We start from the raw sequence: 15,943 nt of genomic DNA on the forward strand, positions 1-15,943 counted from the left end.
CACCACCCACCGTGGGGACGGGCTCTATCGACTCGGTTTCATCCCACTTTCGTGGAGTGCTCAGCGGCTCTCGCGGGCCGACTTCCACAGGTCGATGCCGGCGTCGACAGCGTGCTGGTCGATCTGGGCGAGCTCCTCGTCGGTGAAGTCGAGCTGGTCCAGCGCGCCAACATTGGCCTCGAGCTGCTCGACGCTGCTGGCGCCGATCAGCACGGAGGTCATCCGCGGATCGCGCAGCACCCAGGCGAGCGCCATCTGGGCCAGTGACTGCCCACGCTCCTGCGCGATGTCGTTGAGGGCTCGGATGTGCGTGAGCGACTGGTCCGTGAGCAGGTCCGGAGACAATGACTTGCCCTGGCTGGCACGCGACCCCTGCGGGATGCCGTCGAGATAGCGGTCGGTGAGCATCCCCTGCGCCAGCGGGGAGAAGGCGATGCACCCGGCACCGACGTCCTCCAGGGTGTCGAGCAGCTCGTCGTTCTCGACCCAGCGGTTGAGCATCGAATAGACCGGCTGGTGGATCAGCAAGGGGGTGCCCAGGTCGGCCAGGATGTCCGCGGCCCGGCGGGTGGCCTCGGCGGAGTAGGACGAGATCCCGACATAGAGCGCCTTGCCGGACTGCACGATCGAGTGCAGGGCGCCCATCGTCTCCTCGAGCGGCGTGTCCGGGTCGGGCCGGTGGTGATAGAAGATGTCGACATAGTCCAGGCCCATGCGCTGCAGCGACTGGTCCAGGCTGGCGATCAGGTATTTGCGGGACCCGCCGATCTGACCGTAGGGCCCGGGCCACATGTCCCATCCGGCCTTGCTGGAGATCACCAGCTCGTCGCGCAGTCCGGCGAACGACCGTGACAGGTGGCGCCCGAAGTTCTCCTCCGCGGCGCCGTAGGGCGGGCCGTAGTTGTTGGCCAGGTCGAAGTGCGTGATGCCCAGGTCGAAGGCGCGGCGCAGCACCTGCTCCTGCCGCTCGAAGGCCACGTCGTCACCGAAGTTGTGCCACAGCCCCAGGCACACGGCCGGCAGGCTCAGGCCGGAGCGGCCGCTGCGGCGGTAGGTCATCGAGTCATAACGGGTGGGGTCCGGGATGTGCATGACCCCATCCTGCCGCAGGCCCGTCGCGCTCAGGCCTCCAGGGAGAGCACGACGGCGGAATAGGCCCCGACGGCCAGCGTGGCGCTCTGGGCGCAGTCGTCGGCGGGCACCGGGTCGGTGTCCACGTCGAAGACCGGGTGGTCGCCAAACTCCGGGTCATACAGGGTGGAGTCGCCGTTGAAGCGAACTGCCCAGTGACCAGGACGGGGTATGCCGACGCGATAGTCGACCACCGAGGTCGCCGAGAAGTTGAGGACGACGATGGTGTCGTCGTGCGGACCGCCGCGTCCCCACCGGTGCAACACGATGATGCCCCGCTCCTGGTCTGCCCGGATGACATTGGCGTTGGGGCCGCGCAACCCTGCGGTCGTCCCCTCCCGGTTGCGGCGCAGCGCGATCATGTGGCGGTGCATCGCGACGATGCCGTAGTGCTCGCGCAGGTCGTGCCAGTCCAGCGGCACCGAGTCGTCGAAGTAGCGGTCGGCCAGCATCTCCTGCCCCTGGAAGAACATCGGCACTCCGGGGGCGAAGAAGACCGCGGCCGACCCGAGGGTGGCCCGCTTCTTGGCTGCGAGGCTGTCGGCGGCACCGGGTGAGATGGCCTCTGGCACACGGGTCTTGCCGTTGGCCACCTCGTCGTGGGACTCGGTGTAGATGACTCGGTTGCCCGCGGCGCCGCGCCCGGTGCCCAGAATGCCGTGCGCCACCTCATTGAGGTCCCGTGCCGAGTCGTCCAGCTCGGTGAGGGCGCGACGCACCACGTGGACGAAGCCGGCATCCCACTGGGCGTGGAAGCCGAGGCCGCCCTGGTCGACCGGCATCGTCACGGTTGCATCCCGCTGCAGGTCCTCGGCGATCAGCAACTTCCACGGCTGCTCGCCCGAGAGCCCCGCGGTCAGGGCCTGGAGGTATTCGGTGGCGTCCGGCAGCATCGACCCGGCGTCGTGCACCGTGCCGTGCACCGACCGGATGTAGGCGGTCGCATCGAAACGGAGCCCGTCGCAACGGAACTCCTGCAGCCACAGCTTGGCGCTGTCATAGAGGAACTGCCGGACGGCGGGTCGCCCGAAATCGGGTCGCGTCGCGCCCCAGGGGGTCTCGGCCCGCCAGTCGTTGTAGAAGTAGATGCCGCCGCCGTCGTTCTCGTGCCAGCCGTCGAACCGCCACAGGTCCAGGTCGGACGGGCCGATGTGGTTGTGCACGACATCGACGATGACCGCGATGCCGTGCTCGTGGGCGGCCTTGATGAACCGCTTGAAGGCATCGGGCCCGCCGTAGGAGGACTCGACCGCAAACATGTGGGCGGGGTTGTAGCCCCAGCTGATGTCGCCGGCGTATTCGAAGGGCGGCATCACCTGCACCACCGAGATCCCCAGCTCACGCAGATAGGGCAGCCGCTGTGCCGCGCGGTCAAAGTCTCCGCGGTGCTCCTGGTCGGCCGCGAAGGTGCCCACGTGCAACTCATAGATGACGACGTCGTCCCAGTGCGGCATCTGGAAGTCGTCCTGCCCCCAGTCGAAGGCGGCCGGGTCGTAGACGACCGAGTTGCCCACAGAGTTGGTCATCTCCCGCGCATACGGGTCGGCGCGCCAGACCTCCTCGCCCTCAGCCGTGGTCACCCGGAACTGGTATTCCGTGCCGGCTGCCACCCCCGGCACGTGCACGGACCAGGTGCCCGCAGACCCGTCGCCGTCCGGGCCGAGATCGGTGGACGCCTTCCAGTCGTCGTGGCTGCCGGTCACGGCCACGGCGCTGGCGTTGGGCGCCCAGACCCGGAAGGTCGTGCCGTCGTCGTGCAGGGTGGCACCCATGCCGGGGTGCGGGGAGGCAGAGGTTGCTGACATGCCCCCAACATAGGGCCCGGACGCTATGGGGTGCGATCGCAGCGCGACAGGTCTACCTTCTGAACTAGCCGATATCGCACCGAGGCAAAGGGGCCCAGCATGAGCAGCACGCTGTGGGAGCAACTGCGGCGGCGCAAGCCGCTGGACATCGCTAATGCCGGTGACAGTGACGAACACCTCGAGAGACGCCTCGGCACTTTTGCCCTGATGATGTTCGGCGTCGGCGCCACCGTCGGCACGGGCATCTTCTTCGTGATGCAGGAGGCCACGCCCGACGCTGGCCCGGCGGTCGTCGTCGCCTTCATCGTCGCCGGCGTCGCGGCCGGGCTCTCCGCGATCTGTTATGCCGAGCTGGCCAGCGCCATCCCAGTCAGCGGCTCGACCTACTCCTACGCCTATCACTCGATGGGTGAGTTGGTCGCGATGATCATCGCCGCCTGTGTGCTGCTGGAGTATGGCGTGGCCGCCTCCGCGGTCGCCGTCGGGTGGAGCGGCTATTTCAACGAGCTCACCGCCAGCCTGTTCGGGTGGCAGTTGCCGGATGCCCTGTCCTTCTCGCCCATCCCGTTCGAGGACAACGTCACCGGCTTCATCAACCTGCCCGCAGTCGTCCTGGTCTTCTTGTGCATGCTGCTGCTGATCCGCGGCGTCACCGAGTCGGCCCGGGCCAACACGATCATGGTGCTGATCAAACTGGGCGTCCTGCTGATGTTCGTCATCATCGCCTTCACCGCCTTCCAGGCCGACCGGTTCGACAACTTCTGGGCCGCCGGCCCGGCCGGGGTCAGCGCGGCCGCCGCGACGATCTTCTTCTCGTTCATCGGTCTGGACGCCGTCTCGACGGCCGGTGAAGAGGTGCGCAACCCGCAAAAGGCTCTCCCTCGGGCCATCATGGGCGCCCTCGTGGTCGTGATCACCGTCTATGTCCTCGTTGCGCTCGCCAGCGTGGGCTCCCAGCCGCTGGAAGAGTTCTCCAGCCCGGAGCAGCAGTCGGCCGGGCTGTCGGTCATCCTGGGCAACATCACCGGCAACTCCACGGCCGGCACGATCCTGGCTGCGGGCGCGGTGATCTCGATCTTCTCGGTCACCCTGGTCACGCTCTATGGCCAGACCCGCATCCTGTTCGCGATGGGCCGGGACCGGATGCTGCCCCACCAGTTCTCCACGGTCAACCCCAAGACCCTGACGCCCAACTTCAACACGGTCGTGGTGGCCCTGGTGGTCTCGCTCATCGCCGGGTTCGTCCCCGCCGACTATCTGTGGGACACCGTCTCGATCGGCACGCTGGGCGCCTTCATCACGGTGGCCATCGGGGTGCTGGTGCTGCGGCGCACCAACCCGGACCTGGAGCGCCCGTTCAAGGTGCCCGGCTATCCGGTGACCCCGATCCTCACGGTGATCATGTGCGTCTACGTCCTGACGGGCCTGGAACTGTTCACCTGGGTCGTCTTCCTCACCTGGTTGGCGATCGTGCTGGCGTTCTACTTCCTCTATGGTCGACGCCACTCTCGGCTCAACCAGGCCGTCACGGAGGACTCGGAGGTTCAGTCATGACCCTGCTGGTGGGCCTTGGCCCCCTGGACGACCACTCCACGATCGAGTTCGCGGCCACTCTGGCCCGCTCCGACGGACAGGACCTCGCGATCGTCAGCGTCGTGCCGGCCCCTTGGCCGACACCGATCTCCGGCGGGTCAGACCGGGAGTATGCCGTGTGGGCGGCCGAGCAGGGACGCGCGGCTGCCAAGCGGGCCAGGGAGTTCATCGAGGAGCACTGCCGGGGCATCGAGATCACCACCTCCTGGGTGCGGGGCCGTTCGGCGCCGTCGGCGTTGCGCCGGGAGGCAGCCCGGATCGGGGCAGACCTGATCGTGCTCGGCTCCTCCCGCACCATGGGCCGGATCTCGCTGGGCTCCACCGCCGACGCCCTGCTGCACTCCTCACCGATCCCGGTGGCGATCGGTCCGCACGGTTATGGCGCTCCGGACAGCGGGGTCATCGGCCGGGCGACGGTGGCGTTCCGTGGTGACGCACCCTCGCGTCGGGCCCTGCGCCGCACGGCAGAGGTGTGCCTGCGCGCCGGTGCCACCCTGCGCGTGGTCACCTTCGCGGTCGCCAGTCAGGGGATGTTCACCGCTGGCGTGGGTCGCAGCGAACGCATCGTGGCAGCCCAGTGGATCGATCAGGTCAACGTCGAGCAGGGACGTGCCGTCGCCGAGCTGGCTGACCTGGGGATCGACCCCGATCAGGTCGAGCAGTCCGTGGCGCAAGGCGCTGACTGGTCCAAGGCGCTGCAACGAGTGCCCTGGAACGAGAACGACATCCTCGTGGTCGGGTCGTCCCGCGAGGGCCGGTTGAGCCGGTTGTTCCTCGGGCCGACCGGCACCCGGATCGTGCGCGCGGCGCACGTGCCCGTCGTGATCGTGCGCTAGCGAGGCGTCCGCAAGCAGGGGCCGGCTGAGCACCTGCAACCAGGGGCCGGCGGAATCAGTCCTGCGGCAGGGACGACATGCGACAACTCCAGCAGGACCATCTCCGCCGCACGCTGAGCCCAGCATGCTCATGAGTGGCTGTAGCGACCCGGGAGGGGCTTTGCACGCACTCACGGGTTGCCGCTCCCCGAGCAAGGGGGTCGGGGAGCGGCGTGCCCCGCCACGGTGTGCCCCACACGAGGCGGTCCGCGCTCCTCCGGGAAGGTGTGTCAGGAGCGGGTGTCAGGGGCAACCGAGCCCGACTCATGGGGGACGGGCTCTGCCAACGACACTAGGTGCCGGTGCCGTCCTGACCCTCAGTGGTGGACCACTGGTTGTGGCCAGTGGCGGGGCTGCTGGCGGGGACGGCCAGGTGCGCGAGCTTGGCCTGGGCCACCTGCAGCAGGGCGGCCACGCCCTCGACCGGCACGTCCAGGGCGGTCGCGACCACTGTGTCCGGGTGTCCGGCATCATGCAGGCGCAGCGCGACGGCGAGCGTGGGCGGCAGCTCGTCCAGCTGCTGTCGCCACGTTCTGACACTCATGGGAAAACGATAGGTCGGAGGCGGTTCAGGGGCCCCAGTAGCCGACTACTGAACGGCCGACGACTCAACACGCGGACTGAGCGAGCCCACCACCGGTCCGGGGCGTTTGCCGGCCAGCTCAGGGTGTGGAGGGGGCACGGCGAATCCTTGGCTGGAGAGGAGCCGGCGCATCTGGAGAGGAGCTGGCGCATCACGGACGGCGTAGGGCTTGCTCCCGTCAGCGGTCAACTTGCTCCCGTCAGCGGTCACGCCCCGGTGGCACCTGGGCCGGCAACAGCGACCTCAACTCGGTGCGCCGCTCGACCCCGAGCTTGGCGAAGGCCTGGTAGAGGTGGGACTCCACGGTGCGGACCGAGACCACCAACCGGTCGGCGATCGCTGCGTTGGTCAACCCGTCGGCAGCCAGTCGGGCCACGTCCAGCTCCCGCCTGCTGAGCTCGACCAGCTCCTGCGGCGCCTCGAGAGCCGGGGTCTTCAGGGCATCGAACTGCGCCGTCAGGCTGGTGGCACGGGCGGTGGCACGACGCGCTCCGTCGGTGGATCCCCTGGCGCGGTGGGCGGTCACTGCCTGGGTGGCAGCCTCGGCGGCCAGCACCACCAGTCCACGCTCAGCGAAACGTTCCGCCACCTCCTCAAGTCCCTGGCCGTCACCGGCGCGCAGGCTCTCGACATGGTCGGCCAGCAGGGCCGGATAGGTGCACTCGGCCCGGTCGGCGATCTCCCGCAGCGCCGTGGCCACCCGCGGGCCACGCTCCCCGACGCGGACCGCGAGGTGCAACTGCCAGGCCCGGGCCAGCTGCAACTCGGGATAGTGCTCGGCCCCCTCCAGGGCAAGGGAGCAGGCTGTTGTGCTGTCGCCCTCGGCCACGGCGAGCCAGACGTCAGCGGCGGCCAGGTCGGCCGCCTGCCGCGGGTTGAACGTGGAGCCGAGCGCCGTCCGCGCCTGGTCCCGCCACCTCCTGGCCTCCTCCGGTCGACCGGTCTGGGCAGCGGTCACGCTGAGGATGGCCATGGTCCAGCCCAGCGTGCCCCCGAGGTCCACGCGCCGGAAGTCCGCCACCGCATCGAGCAGGAACCCGTGGGCCCGCGCCAGCTGACCGGTCATCACCAGGATGCGTCCCAGGGCCATCGAGGCCAGCCCGCGGGTGACCACGTCCGGGCTGTTCTCCAGCCGGTCTCGCACGGTCGAGACCACCGGCAGGATCTCGTCATAGCGCCCGTCGAGCTGCGCAGCCCACAGTGCCTGGAGGTCGGCCTCCGCCCCGGCCGAGAGCGCCCTGCCTGTGCCTTCCACGGCCATCGCCCGCAGCTGGTCCCACAGCCGAGCAGCCCTGATGTGCAGTCCCAGGCTGACCAGGGCCTCGCTGCAGGTCTCCAGGGCCAGCATCCGCTGCAGCTCAGACACCTCGCCGCGCTCCGCCTCCACCAGTGGTTCGGCCAGTGCCAGGGCGGCCGCCGGCCGCCCCTCCCAGAGGAGCAGATTGGCCCGGTATGCCGTGAGCCCCGGTTCGGCTCCGTCTGCACCCGGGTGCGCCTCGGCATACCGGTTGAGCAGGTGCCGCACCTCGTCCACGTGCCCCAGCCCCAGACCGCACACCCAGAAACGGGTGTCCAGGTAGGCGTCCTGGAGGCGCCGGTCCGCCGAGGCGACCACGGCGTCCTCGACCTGTTCCAGCAGGGTGTGCGCCTCGGCGTGCCGGTTGTCACGCATCAGGGCGAGTGCGAGCTCGACGGTGAGCGCCTCACCCACCGACTGCTGCTCGGTGCTCCCCCCGGACCCGCGGGACGCCAGGCCTGCCCGGGCCAGGCGCTCTGCCAACTGGGAGTCAAAGGCCTGGTTGGCGCGCACGGCCGCTCGCAGCAGGTCGTGCGGTGACTGCGGGTCACCGGCCTCCAGGCGCCAGCTCACCGTGCGGAAGACCGACTCGTCGCTGCGCCAACCGTCGTGGTCCACCACGTCGGCCAGCCGAGTCAGCAGGTGCCGCCGCGCCAGGCCACCCAACTCGGAGAGTGCCACCTCTCCGTGCAGGGGGTGGGCCAGGCGCAACACGGTGCTCAGGTCGGCGCCGACGGTCCGGATCAGCCCGAGCTCCTCGAGGGCGGCGAGCGCGGACGGGGCGACGACGGCCTCCGCGACCTGTGGCGGCAGCGGCTCGCCCAGCGCGACCACCGCCAGGGCCTCGCGCTGCTGCTCGGTCAGCATGGTCAACCGGGCGCCCACGGCCTCCACGAGTCGTGGGGCCAGCACGACCTGCTCGTCCCAGGTCCAGATGCCGTCCCGCTGCTGCAGTGACCCGGCCTGGATGGCGCCCACCACCAGCTCCCTGGCATAGAGGACGTTGCCGTCGCAGACGGCGGCGAGTCGGGTCAGGGCGCGGGAGCTGACCGAGCCGCCGAGGGCCTGGCTGATCAGGGCGCGCATCTCCGTCGCGGAGAAGGGCTGCAGGTCCACCCGCAGGACCAGGCTGTTTTTCCAGAGCGCCGTGATCGAGTCGTGGACCTGCTCACCGCGCCGCACCGCCACGACGGGGACGGCGACCCCCTCGATGGCCAGCTGCAGGACGAGGGCGGCGCTGCCGGGGTCGAGGTGCTGTGCCTCGTCGACCACCAGCAGGGTCGGTCCTCCACCGCCTCGCAGGGCAGCGGCAAAGCTCGCGTGCCAGGTCGTGCGGTCCATCGGGTCGACAGTGTCCGGGGGCAGCAGGTGCAGGACGGCGCCGTAGGGGGTGCGGGCGGCTGCCTCGGTGGCGATGACGGTGGCCGTGCGCATCCCTCGCTGCTCGGCCCAGTCTCGCACCTCTGCCAGCAACCGGGTCTTGCCGACACCTGCTGGCGCGACCAGCACCGCGCCGCAGCCCGGGGTCCCGGCGGCCCGGTCGTCAGGTGAGGAGGTGATGGGCGAGGAGGTGATGACCGAGGTGATGATCTCGAACTCCTCGGCCCGTCCCGCGAAGGGCCAGGGCGCGCGGGCTCGCGCCTCGAGCCCGAGGGTCCCCGCTTGCTCCGGCACCTGTCTCGACCTCCGCCCGGTGACGCCGCTCGTGTCAGGCTAGTCCTGCCCCCCGGGGGTGTGGGAAGCACAGCGAGGTCACAATCGCGCGGCGACCAGGGCGGCTCCAGTCACGGACCGGTCTCAGCCCGGGCCCTGGGCTCGCACCGCGACGCACACAAGCCGTCGTCCTCGGACCCGTTGCCAGCTCCCCATCACCAACCGGCCGTAGCCCACTCGTCCAACCGGGACGCCTGTCTGTCGCTCAGAATCCTGCAATCGGGCGGACAGAGACAGCCTCGCCGTCCGGGTTGATGACGACGATGAGATACGGATAGCCCGGCAGCTCAGCCTCCAGGTCTGCGCACACGCCCAACTGGAGGTCCGCACCGCGCTCTCCGCCGGGCTTGGTGACCAGGCACCGCGTGTCGGCGGTCACCTCGTAGGTCACGAACTCCCCCGTGCCGTTCCAGGTGCTGCGCGCGCCCATCGTGACGAGCTCACCCGCCAGGTTTGCACCGATTGGCTCCGTGACCTCCATGACCACTTGGGTGCCGGTGGTGACGTCGCCGCTCAGAAGGAGCGTTTGGACCAGCGGCTCCAGGTCCTGCGAGCCATCCAGTGAGCGCAACTCGATGCCAAGATCAGTGACCCGCCACACCTCTGCGGTGAATTCCTGGCCATCGGCACAGCTGGCCGACCAGCGTGACCACTCCACCGGGTGACCACTGACGGTGGTGGACCCCGTCTCCGGATCGGGTGCGAAGGTCACCTCGTTGTCCGGGTGCCCGTAACCCTGTCGAACCACGTAACACTCCTCGGTGGAGTTGGAGACGCCCGGGTCCCACCAACCACCGTCAACAGAGGCTGCCTCAGGATCCACACCGACGCGGATCTCTGCACCCACGGTGCACCACCTGAACGGGTTGAACAGCTCACTCTCCCCCTCCGGCAGGAGACAGGTCGAGTCGACCAAGGGGTCCGAGTCCGAGTGGCGCGTCAGGGCGATATCGGTCCATCCGTCGGGAAGCGTGATCGCATAGCCGCCACCGATGGAGACTGTGCCGGCCGATGGCGGGTTCGTCCCGGGGTCGTCGGTCTGTTCTGGGGCGGGGTCCCGCTCAGAGTCGCTGCCCATGTTTTCTGGGATCACGACCGTGAGCAGCAGGACGTCCTCACTGGGTTGGTGCAGCCACCCGCCCGTCTTCAAGAAAGTCATCCAGAAGCTGGCGGCGCGGTTCTCGACCTCCGGGCAGTCCTCATACAGGGCCCAGGTCGACTGGCCGGGGAACCAGCCACCAGCGTCCAGGCCCAGGTCGTCCTGAAGCCGCACGGGACCGCATGACAACTCGACAGACAGCACGGTCCCCGCAGCGTCATCGGCGAAACTGACTCGCGTGGGCACGTCGGCCTCGATGGTGCCGCCATCCCCGATGACCGGCTCACCAGGCTCGGCATCCGACGCGGTGCTCAGCTCCGGGTCGGTGTGCAGCGTCCAGGCGGTCCCGGCCAGTTGGTCCTGCGACGCAACGTCGACGTCGTCCAACGACGGCAGGGCAGCGATGTCGGCAAGCTCGTCGGGGTCGGCCTCCGAGCCCTCCCGCAGCAGGACGAAGGTGCGGGTTGCATAGGTCCCCGGGACCTCAGGCCCACCAGTGGGATCAGCGGTGGTCTCACCGGTCGGTTCCTGGGTGGTCTCACCAGTTGGTTCCTCGGAGGTTTCCTCGGTCGGAGCAGCGCCCTCGGGCACGATGACCGACAGCAGCAACACGTCCTCCGACGGCTGGTGCAACCAGCCGCCGGCCGGCAGCGCCTCCATCCAGAAGTCCTCGGCCGCCTGGACACCGTCAGGACACCCCTGGTCATCGGTTCCAGCAGGCTGGCCCGCAAAACGCCCGTCCTCCGCCAGCACCAGGTCCTCCTGGAAGGTGGCACCACCGCACTCGTCGATGCTCATCGACAGCAGGGTGTCGCCGTCCTCGGCCTCCATGAAGGAGAGCGTGGTGGGCTCTGTGACGCCCGCATCGTCTGGTCCCGCGAAGGCAATGTCGATGAAGTCCTCGGCACCCGGCGCGTACAGCATGGGCTGCAACTCCCACGAACTGCCGGTCAGCTGATCCACGGCAGGCACCTCCTGATCCGCCAAAGAATGCAGCGACGAGGTCTCAAGATCAGTGTGGGTGCCTTCCCGATGGAACATGAAGGTGACTGCGGACTCCATGGCCACCGGCCCCGGCTCGACCTGCGTCGGGCCGGGCGTCGAGGTCGGCACGGCCGGGGCGACGTCCTCGTCCGGCGCGATCCCGCCGGAGATCACGAGGGCTCCGACGACCGCAGCTGCTGCGAGCACGGTGCCGCCGCCGGCGAAGGCCGCGCGGCGACGACGTCGCATCCCCACGCCCTGGGCCCAGGCAGCCTCAGCCAGGTCCACGCGAGGCGCGTTGCCAACAGCCTCGTCGAGCACGTTGTAGAGCTCCTTGCGGGTCATGCGGACTCACCTCCCTCACCGGTCAGCACCGGCTCCAGCTCCGGCAGCAGCCGGCGCAGATTGGCCAGCGCAGCGCTGGCCTGGCTCTTGACCGTCCCCGGGTTGATGCCGAGAATCTCGGCGATCTGTGCCTCGGACAGGTCCTCGTAATAGCGGAGCACGAGCACCGCACGCTGCCTTGGCGCCAACCGGCTCAGGGCCTCGCGCACCTCGGCGCCAGCCACCCACTCCCCTGCACTGTCCCGGGCCTGCGCACGGGTGACGAAGTTGCCGTCGGGTGAGTGGACGTCATACGGCTTCTCGCGGCGCCACTTGCGCCAGTGCGAGATCGCGTCGCGATAGAGGATCGTGCGGACATAGGCCTCCGGCGACCCGTCCCGCACCTGATCCCACCGGCTCGCCAACTTGGCGAGCGCGTCCTGCAACAGATCCTGCGCCAGGTGATAGTTGCCGCACACCAGCACGGCCGCCCGCAGCAGGTGATCCTGCCGTGCCCGGACGAAGTCCAGGAAGTCGTCATCGACCTGCACGGTGCTCACCGCCTCCCCATGTGCTCATAGTGGTCTAACGAAGGGCGGGGCCGTCCAGGTTGTGTCGGTCGGTCACGAATTTCGTCCCAGCCGCAGGAGGCCGGCGCGCGTGGGGGCCAGACCACAGGCCTGCTCGTAGAACGCGGCGTGCTTGTCCTCGTAGTCAGCATGCAGCCACTGGCAGCCCAGCCGGGTCGCGTCCTTGGCGGCCGTGCGCACGAGGTCGCGCCCGACGCCGCGCCCCTGCAGGCCGGGGTGCACCATCGTGTCGAGCAGGACGGCGTGGGCCCCACCGTCGCCGATCACGTTGACGAAGCCGACGAGGGGGCCGCCCCCTGGCAAGCGGGCGGTCACCCACGTCAGGCTGCGCGTGGTGAGCCGGCCGGTCCACGGGATGCTGGTCGGTGCGTGACCGAAGGCCGCGGCGTGCAGCGCGTTGAGCTCGTCATCGCTGACCCGCCCCAGCACGGTCAGGTCCGCAGCCCTGAGGCGATAGGTGCTCCACCTCTCGGTGATCTGATAGCCCACCGCCTCGTTCATGGCCAGGCTGGCGAGATTGCTGTCCGCCCCGCCGGTGCCGAACAGTGTTGCGCCCTGCTCGGCGTGCGCCAGCACCGACGTTGCCTTCACGGCCGTCGCCAGGCCACGCCGCCGGTGCTCGGGGTGCACTGTGGTGAACTCGGTCTCCACCCGGTCTCCGTCCACCCGGGTTGCGGTCAGCGCGACCAGGGCGTTGCCGGACCAGACACCCCACAGGCGCCCCTGCTCCAACAGGGCACGGGCCGCAGGCTCATCCAGCGGGTCGTGACGCGTGGCCACTCCGCCGGGATAGTCGTTGGCGGTGAGCGCGTCGAGGTCCAGCACCTGCGGCACGTCATCGGGCACCGCCTCGCGCAGGAAGTCACCGTCCTGGAGCGCGCGGACGACGAGGTGGCGCAGCCGGGTCAACGATGCGCTGTCCGCTGGGTCGAGCGTGAGCCGGGCACCCCATGAGGTCGCGATGCACTCCCACCCGTCCGCCTCGGCCTGCCGCACCCGCGGGTCGCCCCACCGGAGCACGAGATCGGGCTCTGGGGTCTGCACGGCACCACAGTAGGCGCCCGCCCAGCACCCGGCACGCGAAATACCGTCGCGTCACGACGGCTGGTGAGTGTGGCCAGCGCCCCGGGAGGGGACTTTGCTGCGCTCACGACGAGGCTGCACCCACGCGAGGCTGCAACCAGCTCAGTCCTGCCGGGCCACGTCGGCCTCGACCCGCTCCAGGACGGCCCGTCCGTCGGGAGTCTGCGGATCGACCGCCTCCGGGAGGCCGTCGACGATGGCCACGGAAGTCCAGGTGAGGTCGGTGATGCCCTCGTCGTCGAGCGTGAGGTTCAGGATCGTCGATCGGCTGGCGTCGGGGTCGTCGCCGAAGCCGTCGAAGACGAAGTTGCCCAGCGACCACGCGGTGAGTTGCCCGTCCTCGAGGCGGTGGCCCTGCAGCACGTGGGGGTGCCCGCCGATCACCGCGGTGGCACCCGCTGCCAGGGCCGCGTCGGCGGCGGTGCGCTGCACCTCGCCGGGCTCGTGGCTGCCCTCCGTGCCGGCATGCAGCAGGACGATGACGTGGTCGCTGTCCGCTCCGGCCGCTGCCACGTCGGCGGCGATGTCAGCTGGCTCCGCCCAGGCGACCCCGGGGCTGCTGCTCGTGGCGGCCCAGTCACGGTTGCGATAGCCCGTCCAGTCGTCCGGCACGTCGACATAGGACAGGAGGGCGGTCTCGACCCCACCAGCTGACAGGACCACGGGTGCTCGCGCCGCATCAGCGTCGGCGCCGGCACCGACATGCGACAGACCCGCCTCGTCGAGCAGGTCGAGCGTGCCGAGGATGCCGTCGGCGCCGTAGTCGTAGGAGTGGTTGTTGGCCAGGGCCACCAGGTCAAAACCAGCGCCCAGCAGCGTGTCGATGCTCGCCGGCGGCGCCTGGAACGTAAACGCCTTGTCCTCCGGCTCACCCCCCTCACCGACAGTTGTCTCGAGCGTGCCCACGACCAGGTCTGCGGCCGCGAGTTCGTCGGCCACACCGGCGAACGGGTCCTGCCCGGCCAGGATGCGCTCACCGATGGAGCGGCCAAGCATCACGTCGCCGACGAACGCGATCGAGACCTCAGCGGGGGGATCGGTTTCGGGAGCGGCCGTCGTGCTGACAGCGGCATCGCGGGTTGGCTCGGCAGTCGTTGATTGCTCGGTTGGTGGTTGCTCGGTCGTTGGGTGCTCGGTCGTCGGTTGGGCCGGCGGGCCGGTTCCTTCTGCCGGCGGCTGCACTCCCCCGCTGCACCCGGCGATCACCAGGCCGACGACCGCGGTGAGGGACAGGAGGCCGGTGCGTGTCGGCATACGGCCGGTTGGGGTCAGTCCCGTTGGGTCAGGTGCGCCTCGACCCGCTCGACCTTGGCGGCGAGCTGACCGGTGTAACCCGGCCGGATGTCGGCCTTGAGCACCAGGCCGACCCGCGGCGACTCCTCGGCGACGATGTCGACGGCCTGTTTGACGACGGCCATCACCTCGTCCCACTCGCCCTCGATGTTGGTGAACATCGCGTTGGTCTCACAGGGCAGGCCGGAGTCGCGGATCACCTGGACGGCGCGGGCGACGGCCTCGCTGACACCGCCGGTCTCGTCCCCGCCCGACGGGCTGATGCTGATGGCAACGATCATGACGCCATCCTCGCAGAGCGGACCGGTCCGGTGCCCCGGCGGTGCAGCAGCAGGGAGGCCCCCAGGAACACCAGGCCTCCGAGGGAGAGCACGACCCCGACCCAGCTGGCTGCCTGATAGCCCCAGCCGGCCGCGATCACCAGACCGCCCAGCCAAGCGCCGAGGGCGTTGGCGATGTTGAGCGCGGCGTGGTTGCTGGCGGCGCCGATCGTCTCGGCATCGCCGGCCACCGACATCAGCCGCAACTGCAGGACCACGACCAGGATCGAGGCCATCACCGAGACCAGGAAGAGGGTGAGGAGGGCGGGAAGGGCCCACTGGGAGGTCACCGTGAACAGGGCCAGGACCGCGCCGGTGCCGACCAGGGCAAACACCAGACCGCGCAGCACCGACCAGTCGGCGAGCCACCCGCCGACCAGGCTGCCGACGGCGCCGCCGATGCCATAGATCAGCAGGAAGACCGGGATCACGGACTCGGCCAGCCCGGTGACCTCGGTGATCGTCGGAGCGATGTAGGAGTACATCGCGAACATGCCGCCGAACCCGACGGCGCCGACGGCGAGGGTGAGCCAGAGCTGTGGGTTGCGCAGGGCGGTGAGCTCCCGGCGACCACTGGCGTGGGGGTTGCCGGGCGTGGCCGGCACCCACCAGGCCACGAGGGCGATGGTGAGCACGGCGAGGGCAACGACCAACCAGTATGCCGAGCGCCACCCGATCTCCTGGCCCAGCCAGGTGGCGGCTGGGACCCCGATCATGTTCGCGATCGGGATGCCGAGCATCACCCGGCTGACGGCGCGGCCACGCTGGTGGTGTGGGGCGACGGCGGCGACGATGAGCGCCGAGACGCCGAAGAAGGCGCCGTGCGGCAGACCGGCCAGGAAGCGGCCGAGCATCAGTGCCTCATAGCTCGTGGCCAGCGAGCTGGCGATGTTGCCCAGGACGAAAATCGCCATCAGGGCCAGGGCCAGACCCTTGCGCGGCAGACGGGCACCCAGGACCGCGACGAGCGGTGCCCCGATGACGACACCCACGGCATACACAGAGATGGTGTGCCCGGCCGTCGGGACCGAGACGCCGAGCCCGGTGGCGATCTGCGGGAGCAGGCCCATCGTGACGAACTCGGTGGTGCCGATCGCGAAGCCGCCGACAATGAGCGCGGTGGTGATCAGCCCCAGCGGGGCGCGCGGAGGGCTGGCCGGAGGGGTCGCGCGGGTGGCCGGTTGCGGGGTGCGGCCGCTCGGCGGTGCAAGGTCAGGGTGCTGACGGGTCGTCATGTGGCTCCGGGACTCGGG

General features: G+C 69.7%; 12 protein-coding genes. 2 read left to right on the forward strand and 10 right to left on the reverse strand.

Translation table 11 applies throughout. From position 1 onward, the window contains the following. Positions 1-60: 60 nt before the first annotated feature. Positions 61-1,092, reverse strand: a complete 1,032-nt coding sequence (gene mgrA, locus NF556_RS20605) for an L-glyceraldehyde 3-phosphate reductase (protein WP_252593134.1) — start codon at positions 1,090-1,092, stop codon at positions 61-63. A gap of 29 nt (positions 1,093-1,121) precedes the next feature. Continuing rightward, positions 1,122-2,936, reverse strand: coding sequence for an alpha-amylase family glycosyl hydrolase (locus NF556_RS20610; protein ID WP_252593137.1), 1,815 nt, complete (start codon positions 2,934-2,936; stop codon positions 1,122-1,124). A gap of 99 nt (positions 2,937-3,035) precedes the next feature. Between NF556_RS20610 and NF556_RS20615 the strand changes: the two genes are divergently transcribed. Continuing rightward, complete coding sequence (locus tag NF556_RS20615) at positions 3,036-4,490, forward strand: APC family permease (RefSeq protein ID WP_252593140.1); 1,455 nt, start codon at positions 3,036-3,038, stop codon at positions 4,488-4,490. Then, positions 4,487-5,365, forward strand: coding sequence for a universal stress protein (locus NF556_RS20620; protein WP_252593143.1), 879 nt, complete (start codon positions 4,487-4,489; stop codon positions 5,363-5,365). Before NF556_RS20615 ends, NF556_RS20620 begins: the two co-directional genes overlap by 4 nt. A gap of 331 nt (positions 5,366-5,696) precedes the next feature. Here the strand turns inward: NF556_RS20620 and NF556_RS20625 are convergent, their stop codons facing one another. The 8 genes from NF556_RS20625 to NF556_RS20660 all read right to left on the reverse strand — a co-directional run bounded on the left by NF556_RS20625 (position 5,697) and on the right by NF556_RS20660 (position 15,925). Continuing rightward, on the reverse strand, positions 5,697-5,948 hold the full coding sequence (locus tag NF556_RS20625) for a hypothetical protein (RefSeq protein ID WP_252593146.1): 252 nt from the start codon (positions 5,946-5,948) through the stop codon (positions 5,697-5,699). A gap of 238 nt (positions 5,949-6,186) precedes the next feature. Then, the gene (locus NF556_RS20630) at positions 6,187-8,958 is read right to left on the reverse strand and encodes a LuxR C-terminal-related transcriptional regulator (protein ID WP_252593148.1); all 2,772 of its coding nucleotides are present in this window, start codon (positions 8,956-8,958) and stop codon (positions 6,187-6,189) included. Between the two features lie 244 nt (positions 8,959-9,202). Then, on the reverse strand, positions 9,203-11,425 hold the full coding sequence (locus tag NF556_RS20635; RefSeq protein ID WP_252593151.1) for a PT domain-containing protein: 2,223 nt from the start codon (positions 11,423-11,425) through the stop codon (positions 9,203-9,205). Continuing rightward, positions 11,422-11,964, reverse strand: coding sequence for a SigE family RNA polymerase sigma factor (locus NF556_RS20640; RefSeq protein WP_252593153.1), 543 nt, complete (start codon positions 11,962-11,964; stop codon positions 11,422-11,424). Before NF556_RS20640 ends, NF556_RS20635 begins: the two co-directional genes overlap by 4 nt. 63 nt (positions 11,965-12,027) lie before the next feature. Next, positions 12,028-13,038: a GNAT family N-acetyltransferase gene (locus tag NF556_RS20645; RefSeq protein WP_252593155.1), complete on the reverse strand. Its 1,011-nt coding sequence runs from the start codon at positions 13,036-13,038 to the stop codon at positions 12,028-12,030. A gap of 141 nt (positions 13,039-13,179) precedes the next feature. Next, positions 13,180-14,331, reverse strand: coding sequence for a CapA family protein (locus NF556_RS20650; protein WP_252593158.1), 1,152 nt, complete (start codon positions 14,329-14,331; stop codon positions 13,180-13,182). Positions 14,332-14,345: 14 nt separating this feature from the next. Next, complete coding sequence (locus tag NF556_RS20655; protein WP_252593159.1) at positions 14,346-14,651, reverse strand: MTH1187 family thiamine-binding protein; 306 nt, start codon at positions 14,649-14,651, stop codon at positions 14,346-14,348. Continuing rightward, entirely contained in the window at positions 14,648-15,925 is a 1,278-nt protein-coding gene (locus NF556_RS20660) for an MFS transporter (protein ID WP_252593162.1), read from the reverse strand. The genes NF556_RS20655 and NF556_RS20660 overlap by 4 nt, the downstream gene beginning before the upstream one ends. Positions 15,926-15,943: the final 18 nt, after the last annotated feature.

It is taken from the genome of Ornithinimicrobium faecis, assembly GCF_023923225.1.
GTDB lineage: Bacteria > Actinomycetota > Actinomycetes > Actinomycetales > Dermatophilaceae > Ornithinicoccus > Ornithinicoccus faecis.